The following is a 20,123-nucleotide window of genomic DNA, read 5'->3' as shown; positions in this document are numbered from 1 at the left end:
ATCCAGCGACGCGGGCGAGAGGTCGGCGGCGGCCAGGCCGCGGAGGAAGTCACGGTAGCGATACCGCAGCTCGGGCCGCAGCCGCGCTGCGAAGCCGTCCCCCGCAGAATCGGGATCATCCTGGCCGGCCGGGTCGTCGGTGGGTGAGGTGAGAACGACGGTGAACTCGTGCAGCGACGGGTCGGCGAGCGCGGAGCGGATCTCGGCGAGCGCACCCGAGCCCAACCCCCGGATCTCAAGAAGGACCTCGTCGGGAACAGCGGCGATCTCCTGCGCCGACACGAACGAACCTTTCTGCAAGAGGTTGGCCGCGCGTGCCGACAGCCGTGCGTACAGCGCGTGGACGGGTGTCTGCTCGGCGGGCAGTTCCCGCAGCCGCCACCCCGGGACTTCGCCGGCGCGCAGGACCTCCCGCAGCTGGTCGGCGAGCCGGTTCTGCCCGACCACAAGGATCTCCCGCGACTCCACCAGCCCGTACACCGTCACGTCGAGTCCGGCCCGATCCGGGTACTGCTCCAGGATCCTCGACGAGCGGGCCTCGTGTCCGAGAAACTGAGGCGTAATGATCATCAGTGCTTCGCGGGCGGACGTGCCGGCGGGGCCGTTCCTGTGACCGGTGAAGTACACCAGCCGAGGGCCAGCACCGACGGTTCCCTGGCTCATGGGACGCTTCCAAACCTCCACGGCGACGTCCGGCCTCACGCCGTTCGCCCCAGCGTGGATCACGGCAATGCGGATACTGAGACAGATTGTGACACCGTGTTAGCGACCGGTGCCGGGTCGGAATAGGTCCGCCTGGACCGTTCTCGCGCGAGGCCGGGACGGGCGAGCTGCTGGTTGTGGCGGGCGATGGCCGAGGCCAGCCGCACCTCGGACTCGTTCGTGGAGATCGGCGAGCCGTTGGTGATCTGTTCGTGCGCCGGTATATCGAGGAGTGGGATGGAACTGATCTTGACGCAGCTGTGTGGTGAGCTGATCGACGGCGCCCGCAGCGTCTGCAAGGTGGAGCTGCGCGACAGAGGTTCGCGTCCGACTACAGCGCGCACACGGTGGAAGCCGCGGCGCGTTTCACGCCGTCTGGACGGTGTCGACCCCCGCACCGGGCCTTCCATCCGCGCTAGCGGTCGCTGCCCGATGGGCCTTGCGGTCCGGCTCCGGGACCTGCGCGGCACGCGGCCGTCCCGTCGCTGGGCTGGTGGGTTGCATAGCCCAGGTTAGGCGTGGCCGTCGTGGAGGTAGGTGGCCGTGCCGCGTTCGAGTGCGATGAGGGCGGCTTGGGTGCGGCGCCAGACGTAGGGCCGCAGGAGCCGCGCGGCTTCGTTCGGTGGGCAGAAACGGACGGCGGCGAGTTCTGGGTCGATGGGATGGAGTGCGTGGGCTCTGTCGGCGGGCAGGGTGCCGCCGTCGAAGACGAAGGCCAACAGGTCGTCCCAGGGTCCGTGTGGGGAGACCCAGTCCACGCACAGTAGGGGGCCGACGGGTAGGTCGAGGTCGAGTTCTTCTTTGAGTTCGCGGCGGAGGGCGTCGCGGGGTGGTTCGTTGGCTTCGGCCATGCCGCCGGGCAGGTCCCAGTCGGGTTTGTAGGTCGGGTCCACCAGCAGCAGACGTCCGGCTTCGTCGCGGATGACGGCGTCGGCGGAGACCCGTTTGCGGGCTTGTCGGGCGTTGCCGTCGGCGAGGTGGGCGAACTCGGCGGCGTCCCGGTCGCGGTAGCTGTCCTCCCATTCCTGCGCGGTGCTCATGACGCCTCGACGGCTCGGGCGGGCAGCATGGTGGCAAGGCGGCTCAGGAACTCGTCGACGGCGGGTAGGCCGACGTGTGGTTCGAGGCGGCGGCCAAGCGCCCGCACGTGGTTGACGACGCGGTCGGAGTCCAGCTGCGTGGCGGCGTCGAGGACCTGTGCGCCGACGTCGCAGGTTGCGTCGAGGTCGCCGCGCCCGAGGTACACGGTCGCCAGCGTGAGGTTGGTGAAGGCTCGGCTACGGGTCCGGTCCGGTGTACGCAGCTCCAGGACCCGCAGCGCCTCCCGTTCGGCCGCGGTCCAGTCGTGCAGGTCGCGCAGGCAGATGGCGGCTTCGGCGGCGAGCGCCGCTTCGTCGAACGGGCTGAGCCATTCGTTCCCGGTGGGCACCGCGCCTGCCAGTTCTCGCTCGGCGTTGCGCAGCGCTGCTAGGCACGCGGCCGAGGCGCCGGCCAGGGCGTTCCCCCGTGCGGTCATGGCGTGCAGGCGGCTTCGCAGCGCCCTACGCTGGGGTTCATCCGGCACCAGCGCGAGGCCCGCCTGGGCGAGCCGGACGGCGTCGCGAGGATGGTCATTTTCCAAGGCTAGTTGACTCTGGCTGACGAGCGCCTGCGCGCTGAGCGCCTGGTCGCCGGCTGCGGTGGCGAGGCCGAACGCCTGAACGAAGTGCTGGGCAGCGAGGTCGCCGCGGTCGTCGTCGTAGGCCAGCCACCCCGCCATGTCGGTCAACGACGCAGCCGCCGAGAAGATCGCCGAAGGCGGGTACTGGTGGCCGACGAGCTGCGGAGCCACCTCGGTCTGGAGGAATCTGACCACCACCGGGTACAGCCGGCCGCCACCGAGTTGGCGGTCGGCGGCACGGAATGCGAGCGCGGCGGAGCGGATCGTGCCGAGCGTTTCTTCGGCCGCCGGGACCGGCGGTGACAGCTGGCCGCCGACCCCGGCGGCCGGCGCGACGGTCACAGGGGTCGGCCGGGCTCGGCCGGGGAGGTCGAACCACAGCAGGTGCGGCGGTATCCGCAGGGTCCGCGCCCAGTGCGCCAGCCGGTCGAGATCACGGATAGGGGGCCCGCTCTCGATCCGGCTGACCTGGGCCTGCGTCAGGGTGAGCCACCGGCCCAGCCGCTCCTGACTGATGGGCCGGGGGTGGTGGGGATGCAGGCGATAGGCCGCGGAGACCCGGCCTATGTGCTGGGCCGCGAAGGCGGCACGCATCTGGTCGGTGTGCCAGAACCGCTCCGGCACCTGGGGAGCGGCGTCCTGCGCACCGCGGCTGTGACCGATGCACCGGGCACACAGGGAGTCGGTGTTGTCGCGCGCCAGCCGACCTCCGCACGAGCCGCAGTAGCGGCTCGACGCGGCGTCCATGACTCGTCCTGCTCCCACTTGTGGCCGTCCGGGTGCTGTGTGCCAGCAGTGTAAGTCCAGATCGTGTACGGCCGGTGCGATCTCAACCGCGCGACGTATGAACGTCATACAGGAACCGGCATAGCCCGTCTCGTCCGGCCTGCGCACGCTTACGCCACGCGCCCGGGGCCGAGTCGATCACACCTCCTCGGCCTCGGGCGCCAGCCAGCGGCCAAGCCTGCATGGAGGTAGCCGTGGACAGCGGGCCGATCCCGATCCTCCCGACCAGCGAACCGACACGAGCGGTGTACGGCTACATCGGCGTCGACCACACCGACGAAGCCGTCATCGACCGCCTGCACGACCAACTCGCCGACCACGCCCGCGCGGAAGGCATGAGCCTCGCCGAGGTCTTCGTCGATCGCTGCGTACCGCCGGGGCGTCTCGTCCGACCCGGCCTCAGCGTCCTGCTCGACACCGTCCTGCGAGCGGGCGGCGACGTCCTCGTGATCAATGTCGATCACCTTTCGTCGCTGCCGGCGGTGCGCCGCGCCATCGAGGTCGAGATCGAGGTGCTCGGGGCGCGTCTCCACACCATCACGGCCCCCCGCGCTGACCAGCACCAGGTCAACTCCCAGAGCCAGCCCGGTGCACGGCGGACGATCGCATGAGCCTTCCGCCAGCGGCGGCTCCGCTCGCCGTCACAACAGCTGTGAACAGCACCGGCTTCCGCGCGACACCCAGCCAGCCCACGACCGGACACGTCGCTGTGGCTCACCTGTCGCCCCGCGCCGCGGCGGTCCCCGTCGTACGCGCGGAAGCCGTCGAGACGCTGACAGCATGGTCGGTCGACCGGCAGGCCGTCGAGGTCGCCGCACTGGTCGTGTCCGAGCTGGTGACCAATTCTGTGCGCGCCAGCCGTCCGGAAGACGAGTTCGTCGCGGTCCGGCTATCCACCGCCAGCGGCAACGTCCTGGTCGAAGTATGGAGCCGACCCGATGCCACCCTGCCTACGGTGCAGCGACCGGACGAGGATAGCGAAACGGGCCGGGGCCTGGGCCTCGTCGAGGCGCTCACCGACCGGTGGGGCTCCTATCGGGCGACCTCCGGCGGGATCGTCGTGTGGGCACGGTTTCCCGGCGCTGTTATGCCTGTTCAGCGCAGTCGCGACGAGCCACCGCTGCCCGAACGCAGCCCACGATCCGTACCCGAGCCAACGGCCGCTCCGGCACGCGGGCCAGGTCTGCCGGACATCACCTTCAGTACGGATCCCGCGGTCGTGGCGCGGGTCGCCGAGCGCCTGCGCGCGCTCGACCCCTGGCACTAACTTCCCGCCCCGTGCGGCAACTGATCGGCGGCGAACACCGGCCCAGAGCGTTCCGAGGCCGAGCGGACGTCAGCCGAAGTTGGATCACACCGACAGGTAGGCGTCTCATGGGCGTGGGGCGGAGTGGTTGGTGAAGGCGTTCCAGAGAAGGTTGAGGGGATGGTCGGGCGTGTAGCGGTGGCGTTCGTCGCGGCGGCCGAAGATTCCCGCGAGGACCTGGAGCGGGGGGTCGAAGTCGTTGTCGAGTTCGATCAAGCGCAGTCCTGGGCCGGCGGGGAGCCGGCCGTCGAGGGCTGCCTGGGCGGTGGCGCGGGTGGCGAGGAGCGCGCCGTGGACGAGCCGGGACCTGAGTAGGGCGAGGCCGTAGTAGATGTTGTCGACGTCGGCGACGATCCGTAGGTGATTGCGGTGGTCGGGTCCGTACCAGCGGCGTAGGAAGTCGGCGATGAGCCCGGCCGTCGGTGCGAGCAGGGGAACCGTGGGCAGTCGGCGTTGGGAGACGATGTCGACCGGGAGTTCTCGTACGGGCAGGTTCGTCAGGAGAGCAAGTCCTTCGCGGTGCCACTCGATGACGTCGTAGGCATCGAGCATGGGGTCGGCTTCGGGAAGGGCCGCGATGCTGCCGGCGACGAGGTCGACGCTGTTGGCGTCGAGTTGGGCCCACAGGTCGCGGGAGCGGACGTGGACGATGTTCAGCTCGATCTCGCGCCGGGTGAACTCGGTCTCGACCATCGGCCAGACCTGTGCCAGGAAGTCGATGGTGAACTCGGTGGTGGCGACGGTGATCGTGGAGCCGAGACCACGGCGGCGCTCGGTGACCGTTTTCTTCCAGGCGGCGAACATGTCGCGTGCGGTGCCGGCCGCCATCTCGCCGGTAGGGGTGAACAGGTAGTCCTGGCCGCGGCCCTGTTTGACGACCAGGGGTTCTCCGCAGGCCCGGCTGAACACCCGGTTCAGGGTGTCGAGCTGTTTGCGCACGCTGGAGTGCTCCCGTGACAGCAGCTGGGCGGCCCGCAGCGGGGAGCCGGTCTCGTGGACGGCGAGCAGCGTGCGCAGCTGGTCGAAGGTGACGTCCAGCAGCGGCGTGGGGAAACCACGCTCGCCGTGGAGGTCGTCGTCCGCAGGGTCGCTCTGTCCTGACACGCCGGTCGTCATCGATGCGCGGCCTTTCCTGTCCTTCCCGGCCGTTGGCCGGGAAATGCGGACACCATTCCTTGAAACTACCTGAAGATGTTCTCCTTAACATCCAGACGGCAGTTAAGGGAAGCGTGGACACTTCTTCTTGTGGCTCGCCGGTCACCATGAGTCGAGGAGAAGGTGATCAGATGCCGGCACGCAGCATCGCGGGCGCCGACCAGTGGGCGTCCTGCTACTTCCGGACCAGCACCTCAGGCGGCGGCCGGAAGGCGCTGATCCAGATCGATGAGCGGTGCAACCTGCACTGCGCGCACTGCTTCGTCTCCGCGACCCGCGACGGGCAGACGATGCCCTACGACGACATCGCCCGGCTGCTGATTCCTCGGCTGGCTGCCTGCCGGGTCGAGCGGGTCACCTTGACCGGCGGTGAGCCGACGATCCATCCCCGGTTCCTCGATGTCGTCGCCGCGTTCCGCGCCGCGGGCATGGACGTCGGGGTCTGCACCAACGCCACGACGCTGACCGACGAGCAGATCGGCGCGCTTGTCGAGATCGGGGGCGTGCACTGCAACGTCTCCCTCGACGGGTTCAGCCCCGACTCCCACGGCCGGTTCCGCGGCGACCGCGACAGCTTCACCACCACCATCGCCACGACCAAGGCGCTCGCCGCAGCCGGCCTGCTGCAAGGGCTGCTGTGCACCCCGAACACGCTCGCCGACGCCAACGAGTACCGGGCGCTGTGCGCCTTCGCGGCCGAGCACGGTGCCCGCTATGTGCTCATGAACCCGCTGTCGTCGATGGGACGCGGCGTGCGCGCCCGCCGCGCGTTGGCCGCCGACGACGCGCGGATGCGCCACATCGCCCAGCTCACCGACCCCTTCGCCGACGAAGGACTCGACATCGTCCACATCCGGTTCCCGAACAGCAGCGGGCAACCACTCGCCGGCTGCGAAGCAGGAACGATCATCTATGTGTTCACCGCCGGGGACGTGACCGTCTGCCCCTACCTGGTGTTCGCCGCCCGCACCCCGCAGTCACGCCACGACCCCGCCGAGTTCATCGTCGGCAACGTCTTCCGCGACCCGGATCTGGCGGATCGGCTCGACGCCTACCGATTCGCCGACCGTTACGCCGTCGGCGCGAACCCGACCTGCGCCTCCTGCGGAATCGCCCAGAACTGCGGAAAGGGCTGCCCCGCTGCTGTTATCTCCGCCGGCGACCGCATCGGCGCCCTCGACGCCGAGGTCTGCCCCGTCAGCACCGATGCCCGTCCCGTGCTGCCCCTGGTGACCCGATGACCAGCCGCGGGCTGTTCGTCACGGTCGACGGACCGGGTGGCGTCGGCAAGTCCACCACAATCCGCCTGATCGTCGAGGCTCTGCGCGCCCACGACCTGTCGGTTCACCCGACCACGGAGCCGTCCCGGACCCCGCTGGGCGAGCTGATCCGCCACGGCACCGAGCTCTACCAAGGACTGGCCCTGGCTCACCTTGTCGTCGGGGACCGCCACCACCACGTCACCAGCGAGATCCGCCCGCAGCTGGCGACCGGCGCCCTGGTCGTCTGCGATCGGTACATCGCCTCCAGCCTCGTTCTCCAACGCCTCGACGGACTGGATCCCGACGAGATCTGGGCGATGAACAGCGGCCTGGACCAACCCGACCTTGCCATCGTGCTCACTGCCGACCCGGCCGTCATCGCCGCCCGGCTCGCCGCCCGCGGCGGCACACACAGCCGCTTCGAGCGCGATCCCGGCTCCTCCACCGCCGAGGTCTCGCTCTACCGCGACGCGGTCGCCTGGCTACGCACCCGCCGCTGGACGGTGCAGACCGTCGACTGCACGACGACCGGTCCCCACGAGGTTGCGAGGATGGTCACCGACCGCATCCTGGCCCTGCACACCCACCGGAGCGCCGATGCCGACCCCGACCGGGCTGTCCCTACTCACGTTCAACATCGGTAACCCCTCCGCTGCCCGAGCCCGCCGCCAGCTCGACTGGCTCGCCACCCGCCCCGAACAGGTCCTCGTCCTGACCGAAACCAAGGACAGCGAAGGCTGCCGGCTCCTCGCTGAGGCGTTCACCACGGCTGGATTCGACGTCGTCTTCCCGCGACCGACCGACGGCGACTACGGCACCATGATCGTAAGTCGGGTGCGGCTGCGTCCCGACGACGACTTCCGTCATCGCCTCAGCTACCTGCCCGCCCGAACGGCCGCCGCGCTCCTACCCACCGACGGTGGCCCTGTTCGGCTGCTCGGGATGTACGTGCCCTCCCGCGACGCCAGCCCTGAAAAGACCGAACGCAAACGCACCTGGCTCACCGGCTGTCACGCGGCTCTCGCCGACGCCGAGCCGCTGCCGACGGTGCTCCTGGGCGATCTGAACATCCTCGAACCCGACCACCAGCCCCGCTACCCGTTCTTCGCCCCTTTCGAGTACGACTTCTACCGAGCCCTCACCACCGACCACGGCCTGGTCGACACATTCCGCCACCTCCACCCCACCGACCGGGAGTACAGCTGGGTCGGCCGCACCGGCGACGGCTACCGCTACGACCACGCCTTCTGCTCGACCTCCCTACAGGCCCTGATCATCAGCTGTTCGTACGACCACCGGCCCCGCGCCGACCGGCTCTCCGACCACAGCGCCCTCACCCTGGACCTCGGCCTCCACGTCGACACGACGCTTGCGACAAGCGACCCGCGTACCGTCACCGAACCCGCCACCCTGTTCTAGGCGCCGCACCGATACGCTCCCCTCGGTCGCGACCCTGCGCACAGGGGAGGTATCGGACGGGTGAACGGCGGCGTACGGGAGATCGAGGTCAAGTACCACATCCTCGATCCCGAACACCTCACCAGCGCACTGCCCGCCCTGGGCCTGCACCTGTCCGAGCCCGTCCACCAGGACGACCAGGCGTACGCCGAACGCGGCTGGGACTATGGCATGAGCAAGATCGGTGTCGCCTTCGCCCGGCTGCGCACCGAAGCCGGCCGCCACCTGTTCACCCTCAAGAAGCCCGTCGACAACGAGCTCTCCTGCCTGGAGTACGAGACCCAGGTCGCCGACCGCGAGCAGATGCACCACGCGATCCTCGCGATGGGATTCACCCCCACAGTCCGGATCGTCAAGAGCCGCCGCACCGCCCGCCACGGCGACATCTCCATCTGCCTCGACGAGGTCGAGCACGCGGGCACCTTCCTCGAACTCGAACGCCTCGTCCCCGTCGGGCAACCCCCGGCCGACGTCCAGGCGGCGCTCGACGAGTTCGCCCGTTCCCTTCCCGTGGCACTGCGACGCACCACCAGCACCTACGACACCCTCATCCGGGCAGCCCTCGCCCCAAACTGACGGCCCGCGGGATCAGTGCGCCCCTGGCGCGCGGACGAACGGTCCATCACCGTCGCTCTGGAGACCGCCCCCGGGAAACACGGGAGGGGCTGCCGAGACTCGGCACCGACGTGTGCGCCGTGGCCGGCATTGGGCCTTTCACTCCTGATACGACGCGGGGGTCGACTCGACCGTCCGCGGCGGGTACAGGCTTCTCCGGCTGGCCGTGGGCCCCAGCGCCGGCAGCGGCAGATAGGCGCCGCGGGTGACCGCCCAACCGCTCGTGCGGCGAGACGTCGCGGGTGGCCAGGGCCTCCGGGCGGGGCGGCGCGGTCGAGCGGGCCACGCCCGTCGATGAGTTTCGCGGGAGCCCAGCGTCTACGTGATTGTGAGTGTCCGCAAGATGCGCTGGGCGGCAGGAGGATCAGGTCATGAGCTCGATGGCGCGCCGGATGTTCGAGCTGGTCGAGCCGATCGGTGTCATCCCCTACGCGGCCGACGAACCCAACGAGGCGATGTTCGCCCTGGGGTTCACCAACTACTGGGACACCTACTTCGCCGGCCGGGCGGCGCCGCTGGGTCTCGTCCCGGCGGAGGTGGTGGACGCGCTGTTCTACAACTTCGCTCCCGGCGAGGTCGCCCGCCACATCCCGAAGGTGTGGGACACGACCACGCCTGAGGCGGCGATCGCCGCTCGGCAGACGGGTTGCGCGCGGGCGTTGCGGCGGATCCTCGGCGATCACGTCGACTCGCCCGCCTTCGCCCGGGCCGCCGACCTGCTGCTGCGGGCCGCGACCAGCGCACCGCTCGAGGGCCGGCCCATGTACGCCGCGCTGCGCGCGCTCCCGATCCCCGACGACGTGGTGGCTCGCCTCTTCCACGCGGCCTCCCTGCTGCGCGAGCACCGTGGCGACGGGCACATCGCCGCCCTGATGACCGAAGGCGTCGGCGGCCTGGAGGCGCACGTCCTCTACGCCCTTGGCGTGGGCATGCCGGCGGAGAAGTTCGGACGGATCCACCACCTCCCGTCGGCGCAGCTCGCCGCCGTGATCGACGGGATGCGCGCCCGCAACCTGATCGGAGACGACGGCTGGCTCAGCGACACCGGCCGCGCCGTCAGACAGCGGGTCGAGGCGCTCACCGACGACCTCGCCGCGAAGCCGTACGAGAGCCTCAGGCCCGGCGAGCTCGACGAGCTCGTGACCACCCTCGAACCGCTCGCCACCCTGCTACTCGCCGATCAGCCCTGGTAGACGAAGCGTAGCCCCCCAGGACACGCATGAGCCACCGCGGCGGGAAGCCAGCCGGGTGGTGCCTAGTGACTAGGCAACCTGAAGATCGCGGAGGTATGCCCTGAACGCTTGCACGTTCTCGCGACCCGCTTCGGTGGGCGGCACGGCGGTAGCCACGTCCCGGCTGACCTGGATGATGGGGCTGTTGTACTGGGCGCGCGGCAGGGCGGTCATCGCGGTGTACGCCTGGTCGATCCCGCCGTTGATGTCTCCGCTGCGGACCTGGCACAGCGCGCGCTGGAGGTCGACCAGGACCGGCCCGCGCCGGTTCGCGACGGGAAACAGGCGTGAGGCCGCGGCCTGAGCCTCGTCGGCGCGGGTCCAGTCGCCGAAGTGGGAGTAGGTGTAGCTCTCGGCGAGATGCAGGGCACGTTCGGACCACCCGAACCACGAGACGGTGTCCCCGGAAACCTCGGACGGAAGGCGGTCAAAGTTGATCTGCACCTCGGTCAGGACGCTGCGTGCTTCCTCGTCGCGTCCTGCCCTGACGAGAACGCGCGCCTTCCCGTCCAGGTAGTCCTGCACCGCGCCGGGCGGCGCGTGGACGCTGGCGGCGATCGCGTCGGCCTCGGCGACGAGGCCGAGGAGGTCCGGCACGGGTCGCTGTTCGTACAGAGCGCGGACGATCTCACGCCCGCGGGTCCACAGCCGCGCGTGGACATCGCCGGAAGCGTCGGCTGCCCGCTTCGCGGTACGCCACCAGCGACGAGACGATGGCAGGTCACCGACGTCCGCGGCGGCATGTGCCGTGAAGGCCGCCAGCAGGGCCCCGATGCGGCGCAGTTCGCGCACGACCGTGCTGTCGGTCTCGTCTCGGGTAACCCCGCTGAGGATCGACAGGTCGGCGTCGAGTCGCCGCAACAGGTCGGCGGCCGGGTCGGTGCCGTAGCTGAGGCTGTAGTCGTGCACGATCGCTCGCCACTCGTCAACGCCCGGTGCACCGTCGTCGGGCGCGAGCGACGTGGTCACCAGGTGGCGGGTGGGCTCCATCGCCGCGAGCGGAGCGACCAGACCGGCTCCCGCGAGAAAGCCGCGCCGGTCAACGGGCACGACAACCACCCCATGGGCACTGCGGACAAGCTCGTGATCTCTCATTTCTAGACTACCGTCACCTGACCCACCGGTGAGCCGAACGCCAGACTCGCCCCGGATTGCAGAGACGAGGGAGCGCGGCGTCGACGTCGGCGTGGCCGACCCGGTCATCGTGCTCAAGACAAGGCGATCGGCAGCCGTGTAGTTCTCGTGGTCGTCGAGGTCGAGGAGACCGCCGACCGGAGCACCATAGGCCACCGCCAGCAGCGCGAGAACACGCGGGGTGGGCCGCGCCCTAGACTGGGCCGGCCATTTCTCCAGTTCGCACAGGCGCGGCCCGGTCATCGGGGCCCGCCCGTCCTCGTCGTATCCAGTGCGTGCGGCGGCATCGTTGATCTGGCGCGCGGCCTGATTCAACGTCCAGCCATGGGCGTGCCGCCACGCCGCACGGGGCCGAAACCGGTAACGCCTCGCGAACTCAGCGGCGATCTCCCCGTGCCCCATCCCCAGAGCCCGCATCCGGGAACGAAGATCGTCCTGCTCCTCGCGCAGGCTCAACCGTACCGTCGCCATCTCCACCCACTCAGTTCCTGGTCCGCAACGCACCGCTATCGGCGCAGACTAGGACTCCTGGTGACGATGTCTATGCGTGTTATGTATGCCTGCTATCGATCTCCGGCATAGCCACCTCCGCCGTAGGGACCAACGCTCGGGGTGTTCAGGGGCCGACTCCCTGGGGCCTACCTTTCCCCGCCGAGTCGGTGGCCGAGTAACGGCCCCGCTGGTCACGGTCGGGCTGAGGGTTCGTCCCGGCTGGTCGCTGCGGGCGGGGCGTAGAGCGTGAATTCGTCGACGCGTGCCAAGCCCGCGTGTTCCAGCGCGGCGAGGCATGGCTGGCGGTGGGATGGCAGGACGGCGCGGACGACGGCCGAGCCGACGAGGGCGCCGGGCCGGAGGGCCGCGTGGACGAGGTCGTTGCAGGTAGCGAGCTGGTCGGCGGCGGCCAGGTTGTGGTCGGTGAGGATGTCGGCGATCAGGAGTTCGGCCGGCTCGTCACCGTGGCCGGTGGCGAGGGGGTAGAGCAGCGCTGCGGCGGTGGGCTGATGTGCGGGGCCGGTGAGCAGGAGCCGGTCGGGCTGGTAGCGGCGGTCCTGGCTCCAGCGCCGCAGCGTGTCCGTCGCCGTATGTGGGTCCTGGTCGGGGTAGGTGGCGGCGTAGAGCCTGCCGAGGTGGCGGGCGAGATCGTGTGGGGTGGTGTCCTGGGCGGTCCAGACGGTCGGCGGTGGCGAGGCGTCCCCGGGTGGCGGGATGGGCCCGCGAAGGAGGGTCGGTCCGGGGACTCGCTGCCAGCCGGCGCGGGTGAACAGGGCGTGAGCGTCGGCGGCTGCGCTGGGGATTTCGGCGGTGGTGATGGCCGGCAGCGTGACGGCTTGGCCGTCGGGGTGGCAGATGGCGGTGAGGAGCCGGTCGCCGAGGCGGAGGCTGCGGTGGTTGGGGTGGACGACGGGTCCCCACAGCCGGCCGGTGCCGGTGGGGGTGTAGGGCCATCGCAGTGCGATGGCGCCGATGAGCTGGTGGTGCTCGTCGCGGGCTGTGACCAGGGATGTGGGTGGCTGGCTGTTGGTGGTGCACAGGCGGGAGGCGACGAGGTCGGCGGTGACGGGCCGCTGGTCGGTGCGGCCGAGAATGGACTGGTAGCACAGGTCGGCGAGTTCGGTGTCCAGGTGGGAGTCCGGCTGGTAGTCGACGCGGTCGACTCGGAGGGCCATCAGTGACCTGGCCGGGCTTCGGCGCGCAGCCGCACGATCGTGCTCGCGGTGGCGGACAGGCGGCGTGGGTGGGCAGCGAGCGCGGCGGACGGCGGAGCCGTGTCGTGTTCGACGTCGAGGACGGTGAGTCCGGCGTCGGTGACGGCGTCGACCAGAGCATCGAGGGTGGTGAACGGAGCGCGTCGGGAGGGCCTGGACCAGGTCCGCTTGGCCGCGACCCAGCGCTGTGCGGCTGGCGTGGGTTGGCAGGCGAGGGTTGTCGCGCTCTGGAGAAGACGGCCGAACAGGTCGTATTCGAGGCGTTGGTCCGGGCGGGCGGCGAGCCGGGTCGTGTAGCAGAACCGGCCACCGGGACGCAGGACGCGGGTGACGCCATGTAGCAGTTCGTCGACAGCCGTGCGGGAGGGAAACAGGGACAGCAGGCCGTCGGTGACGAGAACGTCCGCCGTGGCCACGGAATGCGGCCAACCTGGCGGGTCGGCGTGCTGCTGATCGATGGGTCTGGTGGCCGGTGGTGCGGCGAGATCGCGCTGTTCGGTGGTGAGGTCAAGGCCGAGCCGGAGGGCTGCGGCGGTGTTGCGGGCCAGGGGGGTGCCACACCGGTCGATCAGGTGGATCCGTGGCGGATGCGGCAGGGGGACGCGGGCGAGGGTGGTGAGCATCGTGTCGTCGGCGGCGCCGGCGATGACGACGTCGAGAGGGCGGATCGCGGCGTCCGGGTGGCTGGACAGACTCGCGGTCAGAAAGTCCTGGTGCCAGCCAGGATGGCTCTTGATCCCGAGACGGCGGCAGAGCGGCCAGGTGGCGTGGTAGCCGAAGCAGCCTGGCGGGCAGGTGCGACGCGCCTGCCGCCACTGGCCGACAGGCCGACGGAGGTCGGGCAGTCGAACTGCCGAGGGCTCGGCGGGTGGCTGGGTGCTGGTCATGGCCGGCGGGTGTGGATCAGGTGGTAGAGGCGGGCGATCTGGCGGTAAGGATCGCGGCTGCCGGCTGTCCACTCGGCTTCGATCACGGTGTCGAGGTCGGGGCCGGGTGGGGTGTCGCCGAGGTGGTCGGTGAAGACGCGGATGCCATGCCAGGCAACGGGTACGGTGCCGGCGGCGGTCAGCAGGTCCTGGACGTGGCGGGGGTCGTCGCCGCGGCTGGGGACGCCGAGGTTTCCGATCTCGGTCACGCCGGCCGGGTGGGTTTCGTCGTCGAGGAGGGTGAGGGTGTCGTGCCAGCGTCCTTGGAGGCCGGCGCGTAGGGCGAGCGCGGTGGCGTTCTTCCCGACGACGGAGATCGTCCCGCCGGGGCGGGTGACGGTGGCGAGGACGGTCAGGAGCGGGGCTGGGTCGGGTAGGTACATCAGCACGCCGTGGCAGAGCGTGGCGTCCCAGTCGCCACCGACGAGCGTGGCGGCGTCGTGCCCGTCGCCGAGGATCAAGGTGACCCGGTCGCGGGTTGTGTCGGTTTCGGTGAGCAGGTTCTCCTTGGCCTGGCGCAGCATGTCGGGGTCCGGGTCGCAGATCGTGACCTGGTAGCCGAGCCGGGCCAGCGCGATGGCCTGGATACCCTCACCGGCGCCGAGGTCGAGGATCCGGCCGGGCGGGTCGGGCAGGTAGGTGCGCAGGGCGCGGGTGACGAGACGCTGGCGGATGATGCCCCGCAGGGTGGCGGTGTGGGTCTGGTAGGCGGGAGCGAGCGCGTGGTCGACGGCTCCCCGCACCCAGCTGTTGTCCGAGGCGTGCGCGCCGGGGTCGGTCATCGGTTCGGCTCCTTCACCAGGCAGGCGGGTGTCGGTCGAGCGGCGGCAAAGCCGTGGGCGGCCAGGTAGGTCTGTGCGCGGGCGGCGGCGTCACGGACGAGCGGCCAGTGCTGGTGGGCGAGCCTGGCGGACAGGTAGCGGCCCGCGAGGAGTTGAGCCAGCTCGGGCAGGTGAAGGTGGTCGATCCTGCCGGCGCGGTGCAGGCAGCGCAGGGCGAACAATCCGGGCATAGCGGCCTCGATAACGGCATGGTCGGGGGCGGGCGCGCCGGCGAGCCAGCGGCGGTAGGCGTCGGCGCTCATGACCTCCCAGACGACGGTGTCGCCGACCTGTCCGCGCTCGTCCGACGTGGTGACCAGGTGCGCCACCCGCACCAGACCGCCGCGAGGCAGCTGCGGTCGCTCCGCAGTGATCAGCCCGACGGGCAGATCCAGCCCGTCGCGTACCGCACGCAGGTGGTCCTCGAACGCGGCGACCGGCCGCGAGGACCCGTGTACCGGGAAGATCCGATCGTCCTGTAGGGCAGTCATGTCGTCGGTCCGTGTTCGGCGTAGTAGCGCTCCAACAGTCCGCTGGATTCCAGGATGCGGTCGGTCAGGGCGACGTTGTGCCCGACCGGGTAGCGGTCGCGGTACTGGGACAGGGCGATGGCGCCGAGGGCGAGGGCGGCCATGACGACGTCGGCGTAGCTGTTGGGCAGCGACTCGGCGTGGTGGAAGTTCAGCGGATAGCCGTCCGCGAGGATGGTGACCGTCGCGCCGCCGGGCCGGTGGTAGCGCAGGCCCGCCGTGACGGGGACGACCGTGGCGTCGTCGGCGATCTCATCGAGTGCCAGTTCCCGGGCGCGGGAGGTGACGCTGGCCAGGAAGCAGTCGCCGCGTAGGCCGTCCAGATGGTCGCCGCGCAGCGACGTGCTCCCGGTCGCGCCGACGACCAGGACCGGCTGGTGGGTGGCGAGCAGACGGCGTACGGACCGGCCGGTGGTGAAACCGGCTTCGTGGGCGGCGACCAGGCGGACCATTTCGCTGTCGTGGACCGCGACGCGCATCCGCCGGTCGCGTCGCACTCGGGCGACCTGCTCGCCGATACGGCCGTATCCGAGGACGACCGCTGGTTTGCCTTCCCACTTCTGCTGGGGGAGCAGCGTGAGCAGGTTGCGGACGGCGGCGTCGGCGACGCCGTAGGACTCGATCGTGGCCTTCAGCCGCGACTCGGCGACGGAGAACACCGGCACCGGAAGCGTCGGGCCGAAGCGGGCGAGTTTGGCGATGCCCGAGGTCGTCTGCTCAACCAGGCCGAGAAGTCGGCCCGCCAGATCGGGGTATTCGTCGAGCAGGACGGGAAGCAGGTAGCCGCCGTCGTCGATCAGGACCGGGCGCAGGCCCGCCGCGTCCGCGCGGGCGCAGTGGCCCGCGATCGCTGACGGGGCCGCCCGCCAGTCGGCCACGGTGATGCCCTGGGCGCGCAGGTGGGCGTCGACGCGCTGGGTGTGCCGGTAGGCGTACCGCTTGTCGAGCACCGTCATCGCCGCCGGCGCGACGCCCAACGCGCGCAAGGCGTCGACGAGCACCAGGAAGTCGGTCATGTGATGCACCGCCAGCACCGGCGCCACGTCGGCGAGCACCCTGGCCGGCTGCCAGCCGGCAAGTCGCGAGGTGAGGGGCATCTGGGCGTGCAGGTCGGCCATCTCAGTCGCCGTGAACGGTAGAGCACCCACCGCCGTCAGCAGGCGCCCCTGGCCCCGTCCGCCGAGATCACCCGGGGCGAGGATCGCAGCGGTCAGCGTGAGCGTCCGTCCGGACGGTTCACTGCCTGCGGTGAGGACCGCCTCGCCGTCACCCGGTAGCCGCAGCACCCGCGCCCTCGGCATCCGGCGGTCTACCCGTGCCTCGGGCAGCACGGCCTGCACACGGCCGACGGCGTCGTCGAGATGCCGTTCATGACTGTCCGGCTCGTCGCGGCAGCTCACCGTCAGCTGCGCACGGCCATAGATCCCTGCTTCGTGCCGGCGCTGGTCGGGCGGTGCGGTGGCAGGCGGTCGAGGGCGCACGGTTGGCGCGGTCAAGAGTGGGGTCACGGCCGGACCCCGAGTACCGCGGCCCGGCCGTCGAGCGCGTGCGGATGGACAGTGGCTCCGGCCAGTTCGATGTCTCCGGCCAGTTCGATGTGGACAAGGTGTCTCGGAGGGATACAGGGAACGAGTGCGGTCATCGGCGGGTGCTCCTCGCGGTCACAAGGGCGGACACGGCGGCAGTGGTGTCGGCGAGGCTGCCGGTGGTGTCGAGTCGGCTGATCGCGATGCCGGCCGCGGCGAACTCGTCGCGGATGCCGGCGGCCTCGCGCTGCCAGCGGGCGAGCCGGGCGCGCAGCAGCCGGGGCGCGTCGCCCCGTCGGGGTTGCAGCACGCCGCCGCACCGGCCACAGCGCTGCGCGTCCTCGTCGCTCGCCTCGGCGGGCAGCCGCGGGTCCCGCACAGGGTCACGTTCGCAGCGATGACAGACCCGACGCTGCACGGCACGGCGGCGCAGCGTCACCGCGTCGACCGACAGCTCGATCGGCAGGACCACACGGCAAGGCGCCAGGGAGGCAAGCTCCCCCAGCAGCAACCGGACCTGTCTGCCACTGCCCGGGAAGTTGTCGAAGATCACCATATGTGCGTCTGCGGCGCGCACCACCCTGTCGAGATAGCGGCGAAGCGCGGTCGCGACCGTGACGTCATCCATCCAGCCCAGCGGCCCGGCGCCGCCCATGGCCGCAGCAAGCCGCGCCGCCGGTACCTGCTCACGCAGCCTGAACACCACGCAGTTCGGCGCCTGGCCGAGTCGACTCGCCAACGTCGACTTCCCTACGGCGGGTGGCCCAAGCATCGGTACGGCTACGGCGAGGGGCATCGCCATCCACCCCCTTTCTGCTGGGAATCTCCGCCGGCGCGATTCGATGTGGTCCTGTGTCCGTGTCGGACCGGCCCGGTGGAGTGCGACATCCTGAGCGTGAAATTCAGCGGCGGGTAGTGGCTATACCGCGATCCGGTACACCTTCATGCGCAGGATGCATAGACACGGTCACGGGCAGTGCTAGCGTTACTCTGCTGATCGTCCGCCCGTACACATCGATGGGGAGGCGGCTCGGGATGACGCGCCCGTTACGCGGCTGCGCGCGGTGCGGTCACCGCCTCGCCACGGACAACCTGGGCCCCGTCTGCGGACCCTGCCAGCGGACGGCCACCCACACCCACTCTGGACCGCCGAAACTGCCTGCCGGGTTCTGGCAAGCCGATCAGATGCGTGATGCCCTCGCCAGCTGGCACATGGGCCGGGTGATCCATGCCTACCGGACGCACCCGCACCACCGCCAGACCCTGTCCCAGGAGCTCGTCGGTGGCTGGCTGGGACTCACCCAGCCGCAGCTCAGCCGCCTCGAAAACGGCCGTGCCCCGGAAGAGCTGTCCAAACTGATCCACTACAGCGACGTCCTCGGCATTCCCGCGGGCCTGCTCTGGTTCGACCGCCCTGGCGAACCCCGCGCTCGGGCGCCGTTCTGCGAGTCTTTGCCGGCGGTCGCGCAAACCTCTCTCCTCGGCGTTGAGATGGCCGACGATGGGGACGAGGCGTGGCGGGTTCTCGCGGAGGTCGGGGAGGTGGTCATCGTGGCTGTGGACCGGCGGACGTTCCTGGCCGGCGGCGCCGCCGGGGTATGGGCCAAGGGCACTACGGCACTGCCCGCGGCGCATCCCGAGGTGGCGCGGAACGTCGTCGTCCATCTGAACGCCCAGATCGACGGGTTCTACGCGGCCGAGGCTGCGCTCGGGCCCTACCCGGTGATCCCTTCGGTACTTGCGCAGCAGGAGCTGACGAACCGCCTGACCGAGACTGCCCGGGGCGAGGACCGGCAGGAACTGCTGCGCACGGGTGCGTCCTACGGGGGTCTGCTGACGTGGCTGTACCAGGACGCCGGCGATCTGGCCGCGGCCACGGGCTGGGCCAACCAGACCCTTGAGTTAGCACACCGGGTCGGTGACACCCAGCTCATCCGGCACGCGCTGGTCAACAAGGCGATGATCTTCACCGATCGGCGTGACGGGCGTGGAACCCTCGACCTGACCGCGGCGGCCTTGGCGGACCAGACGCGGCTGTGTGCCAAGGTCCGGGTACAGGCCCTCCAGCAGGCAGCTCACGGCCACGCGCTCGTCGGTGACCGGACGGCGGTCGACGTGGCGCTGGATGAGGCTGCCGCAGTGCTACCCGGGGTGGACGACGACTATCCCTGGTTCAATGCCTGCCGGCGGACGCCCGGCTACATCGAGGCCCAGCGTGCGACCTGCTACAACCGCCTCGGCCTCGGCGCAGCGGCCCGGACGCTGTGGGAGGAGGTCATCGCCGGGCTTCCCCCTGCGGCCCGGCGCGATGCCGGCGTGTATCAGGCACGGCTGGCTGTCTCGTGTGCGCTGGCGGGCCAGCCCGAGGCGGCGGCTGAGGCCGTCGGTCAGGCCGTCGCGGTCGCTGTCGAGACCGGCTCGGCCCGCTTGCGCGGAGAGCTGCACGCCGTCTGGCGGCAGCTGACACCGTGGCACGAGACCCAGCCGGGGCATGAGGTGGCGGAACTGCTGGCGACTCTTGAGGAGGACTGAAGGTGGGACTGCGTGACCCGCTCCCGGCCGAGGAGGTCACCAGCCGGCTGAGTCAGCTGGATGGCTGGGAGAAGGACCCGGACCGTGAAGAGATCCACAAGACGTTTCGCGTGGAGTACTACACCGCCGTCCAGGCGATCAATGATGTGATGGTTCCCGCCCAGCGACTCCAGCACCATCCGGACATCGACCTGCGCTGGGAGACGCTGCACTTCAGCCTCACCACCTACAGCGCCGGTCAGAAGATCACCGAGCTGGACTTCCTGCTCGCCGAGCAGATCGACCAGGTCCTGGCCCGATACACAGCCACGACCGGCTGAGTCAGCACGTACCAGGCGTGGCGAAGGTGTGACGTCACGAGGCTGGGGCCGGGGCTTCCCGTCGCGCGCCGGGCCAGCTGCGGGTCTCGTTCAGGGCTTCCTTCGCGCGGATGGCGTCGGTGAGGTCGATGCCCAGGCGGTTGGCGATGGAGCAGGCGAAGATCAGGATGTCGACGAGTTCCTCGTCGACGCTGCCGACCAGCTCGCCCGTCAGCGTGCGCTGTCCGTCGTTCTTGCGGACGGCGCGGGCCAGTTCGCCGGCTTCTTCCATGAGGCGCCAGGTCTGGTCGTGGACGGTGCGGCCGGTGAAGCCTCGTTCGGTTTCCATCTCGGCGACGTAGCGCTGGAGGTCGGCGAGGCTGGCGTCGGCGGCGAGGGGCTGCACGGACGTCCCTTTCGTCTGTCGGGTTGGGTGGGTTGGTGTCAGAGGGCGAGGGCGAGTTGCCGTGGGT

Annotated in this window: 22 protein-coding genes; 9 read left to right on the top strand and 13 right to left on the bottom strand. The window is 70.4% G+C overall.

The window, feature by feature from the left end:
• The 3 genes from AC08OV_RS05520 to AC08OV_RS05510 all read right to left on the bottom strand — a co-directional run.
• On the bottom strand, window positions 1–663 hold a 663-nt coding region (locus AC08OV_RS05520), incomplete at its 3' end, for a DNA-directed RNA polymerase subunit alpha C-terminal domain-containing protein (RefSeq protein ID WP_476619388.1).
• A gap of 551 nt (window positions 664–1,214) precedes the next feature.
• On the bottom strand, window positions 1,215–1,742 hold the full coding sequence (locus AC08OV_RS05515; protein ID WP_476619387.1) for an NUDIX domain-containing protein: 528 nt from the start codon (window positions 1,740–1,742) through the stop codon (window positions 1,215–1,217).
• Window positions 1,739–3,109, bottom strand: a complete 1,371-nt coding sequence (locus AC08OV_RS05510; protein WP_476619386.1) for a hypothetical protein — start codon at window positions 3,107–3,109, stop codon at window positions 1,739–1,741. The genes AC08OV_RS05515 and AC08OV_RS05510 overlap by 4 nt, the downstream gene beginning before the upstream one ends.
• A 233-nt stretch (window positions 3,110–3,342) precedes the next feature.
• Here AC08OV_RS05510 and AC08OV_RS05505 point away from each other — a divergent pair, with 233 nt between their 5' ends.
• Together AC08OV_RS05505 and AC08OV_RS05500 are read left to right on the top strand one after the other, a co-directional pair.
• Window positions 3,343–3,759 carry a recombinase family protein gene (locus AC08OV_RS05505; RefSeq protein WP_476619385.1) on the top strand — a complete coding sequence of 139 codons (417 nt, stop codon included), beginning with the start codon at window positions 3,343–3,345 and terminating at the stop codon, window positions 3,757–3,759.
• The gene (locus AC08OV_RS05500) at window positions 3,756–4,415 is read left to right on the top strand and encodes an ATP-binding protein (RefSeq protein WP_476619384.1); all 660 of its coding nucleotides are present in this window, start codon (window positions 3,756–3,758) and stop codon (window positions 4,413–4,415) included. Before AC08OV_RS05505 ends, AC08OV_RS05500 begins: the two co-directional genes overlap by 4 nt.
• Before the next feature lie 105 nt (window positions 4,416–4,520).
• Here AC08OV_RS05500 and AC08OV_RS05495 read toward each other — a convergent pair whose 3' ends face one another.
• Complete coding sequence (locus AC08OV_RS05495) at window positions 4,521–5,558, bottom strand: LysR family transcriptional regulator (protein WP_476619383.1); 1,038 nt, start codon at window positions 5,556–5,558, stop codon at window positions 4,521–4,523.
• A 182-nt stretch (window positions 5,559–5,740) separates the two neighbouring features.
• Here AC08OV_RS05495 and AC08OV_RS05490 point away from each other — a divergent pair, with 182 nt between their 5' ends.
• The 5 genes from AC08OV_RS05490 to AC08OV_RS05470 all read left to right on the top strand — a co-directional run bounded on the left by AC08OV_RS05490 (window position 5,741) and on the right by AC08OV_RS05470 (window position 10,137).
• Window positions 5,741–6,850 (top strand): radical SAM protein, encoded by a 1,110-nt coding sequence (locus AC08OV_RS05490; RefSeq protein ID WP_476619382.1) that lies wholly within the window; start codon window positions 5,741–5,743, stop codon window positions 6,848–6,850.
• The gene (tmk, locus tag AC08OV_RS05485) at window positions 6,847–7,515 is read left to right on the top strand and encodes a dTMP kinase (RefSeq protein ID WP_476619381.1); all 669 of its coding nucleotides are present in this window, start codon (window positions 6,847–6,849) and stop codon (window positions 7,513–7,515) included. Before AC08OV_RS05490 ends, tmk begins: the two co-directional genes overlap by 4 nt.
• Window positions 7,469–8,290, top strand: a complete 822-nt coding sequence (locus AC08OV_RS05480) for an exodeoxyribonuclease III (RefSeq protein ID WP_476619380.1) — start codon at window positions 7,469–7,471, stop codon at window positions 8,288–8,290. The genes tmk and AC08OV_RS05480 overlap by 47 nt, the downstream gene beginning before the upstream one ends.
• A gap of 60 nt (window positions 8,291–8,350) precedes the next feature.
• A complete protein-coding gene (locus AC08OV_RS05475; protein WP_476619379.1) occupies window positions 8,351–8,905 on the top strand; it encodes a class IV adenylate cyclase in 555 nt (184 codons plus the stop codon).
• A 410-nt stretch (window positions 8,906–9,315) separates the two neighbouring features.
• Complete coding sequence (locus AC08OV_RS05470; RefSeq protein ID WP_476619378.1) at window positions 9,316–10,137, top strand: SCO6745 family protein; 822 nt, start codon at window positions 9,316–9,318, stop codon at window positions 10,135–10,137.
• 69 nt (window positions 10,138–10,206) lie between these two features.
• Here AC08OV_RS05470 and AC08OV_RS05465 read toward each other — a convergent pair whose 3' ends face one another.
• The 8 genes from AC08OV_RS05465 to AC08OV_RS05430 all read right to left on the bottom strand — a co-directional run bounded on the left by AC08OV_RS05465 (window position 10,207) and on the right by AC08OV_RS05430 (window position 17,621).
• A complete protein-coding gene (locus tag AC08OV_RS05465) occupies window positions 10,207–11,781 on the bottom strand; it encodes a hypothetical protein (RefSeq protein WP_476619377.1) in 1,575 nt (524 codons plus the stop codon).
• A gap of 212 nt (window positions 11,782–11,993) precedes the next feature.
• Window positions 11,994–12,977, bottom strand: coding sequence for a GNAT family N-acetyltransferase (locus AC08OV_RS05460; RefSeq protein WP_476619376.1), 984 nt, complete (start codon window positions 12,975–12,977; stop codon window positions 11,994–11,996).
• Entirely contained in the window at window positions 12,977–13,903 is a 927-nt protein-coding gene (locus tag AC08OV_RS05455) for a class I SAM-dependent methyltransferase (protein WP_476619375.1), read from the bottom strand. The genes AC08OV_RS05460 and AC08OV_RS05455 overlap by 1 nt, the downstream gene beginning before the upstream one ends.
• Window positions 13,900–14,724 (bottom strand): methyltransferase domain-containing protein, encoded by an 825-nt coding sequence (locus tag AC08OV_RS05450; RefSeq protein ID WP_476619374.1) that lies wholly within the window; start codon window positions 14,722–14,724, stop codon window positions 13,900–13,902. The genes AC08OV_RS05455 and AC08OV_RS05450 overlap by 4 nt, the downstream gene beginning before the upstream one ends.
• Complete coding sequence (locus AC08OV_RS05445; RefSeq protein ID WP_476619373.1) at window positions 14,721–15,254, bottom strand: hypothetical protein; 534 nt, start codon at window positions 15,252–15,254, stop codon at window positions 14,721–14,723. Before AC08OV_RS05445 ends, AC08OV_RS05450 begins: the two co-directional genes overlap by 4 nt.
• Window positions 15,251–16,801, bottom strand: a complete 1,551-nt coding sequence (locus AC08OV_RS05440; protein WP_476619372.1) for a Rossmann-fold NAD(P)-binding domain-containing protein — start codon at window positions 16,799–16,801, stop codon at window positions 15,251–15,253. The genes AC08OV_RS05445 and AC08OV_RS05440 overlap by 4 nt, the downstream gene beginning before the upstream one ends.
• Entirely contained in the window at window positions 16,798–16,935 is a 138-nt protein-coding gene (locus AC08OV_RS05435) for a hypothetical protein (protein WP_476616717.1), read from the bottom strand. The genes AC08OV_RS05440 and AC08OV_RS05435 overlap by 4 nt, the downstream gene beginning before the upstream one ends.
• Entirely contained in the window at window positions 16,932–17,621 is a 690-nt protein-coding gene (locus AC08OV_RS05430; protein ID WP_476619371.1) for an AAA family ATPase, read from the bottom strand. The genes AC08OV_RS05435 and AC08OV_RS05430 overlap by 4 nt, the downstream gene beginning before the upstream one ends.
• Before the next feature lie 383 nt (window positions 17,622–18,004).
• Between AC08OV_RS05430 and AC08OV_RS05425 the strand changes: the two genes are divergently transcribed.
• Together AC08OV_RS05425 and AC08OV_RS05420 are read left to right on the top strand one after the other, a co-directional pair.
• Window positions 18,005–19,351 (top strand): helix-turn-helix domain-containing protein, encoded by a 1,347-nt coding sequence (locus AC08OV_RS05425; protein ID WP_476619370.1) that lies wholly within the window; start codon window positions 18,005–18,007, stop codon window positions 19,349–19,351.
• Window positions 19,352–19,353: 2 nt separating this feature from the next.
• On the top strand, window positions 19,354–19,671 hold the full coding sequence (locus tag AC08OV_RS05420) for a 4a-hydroxytetrahydrobiopterin dehydratase (protein WP_476616720.1): 318 nt from the start codon (window positions 19,354–19,356) through the stop codon (window positions 19,669–19,671).
• 34 nt (window positions 19,672–19,705) lie between these two features.
• Here the strand turns inward: AC08OV_RS05420 and AC08OV_RS05415 are convergent, their stop codons facing one another.
• Entirely contained in the window at window positions 19,706–20,056 is a 351-nt protein-coding gene (locus AC08OV_RS05415; protein ID WP_476616721.1) for a MazG nucleotide pyrophosphohydrolase domain-containing protein, read from the bottom strand.
• Window positions 20,057–20,123 lie beyond the last annotated feature (67 nt).

The organism is Frankia sp. CeTa3Moorea, assembly GCF_978021225.1.
Note: the sequence above shows the minus strand (reverse complement) of the source record. Positions and strands in the feature narration are given on the sequence as shown.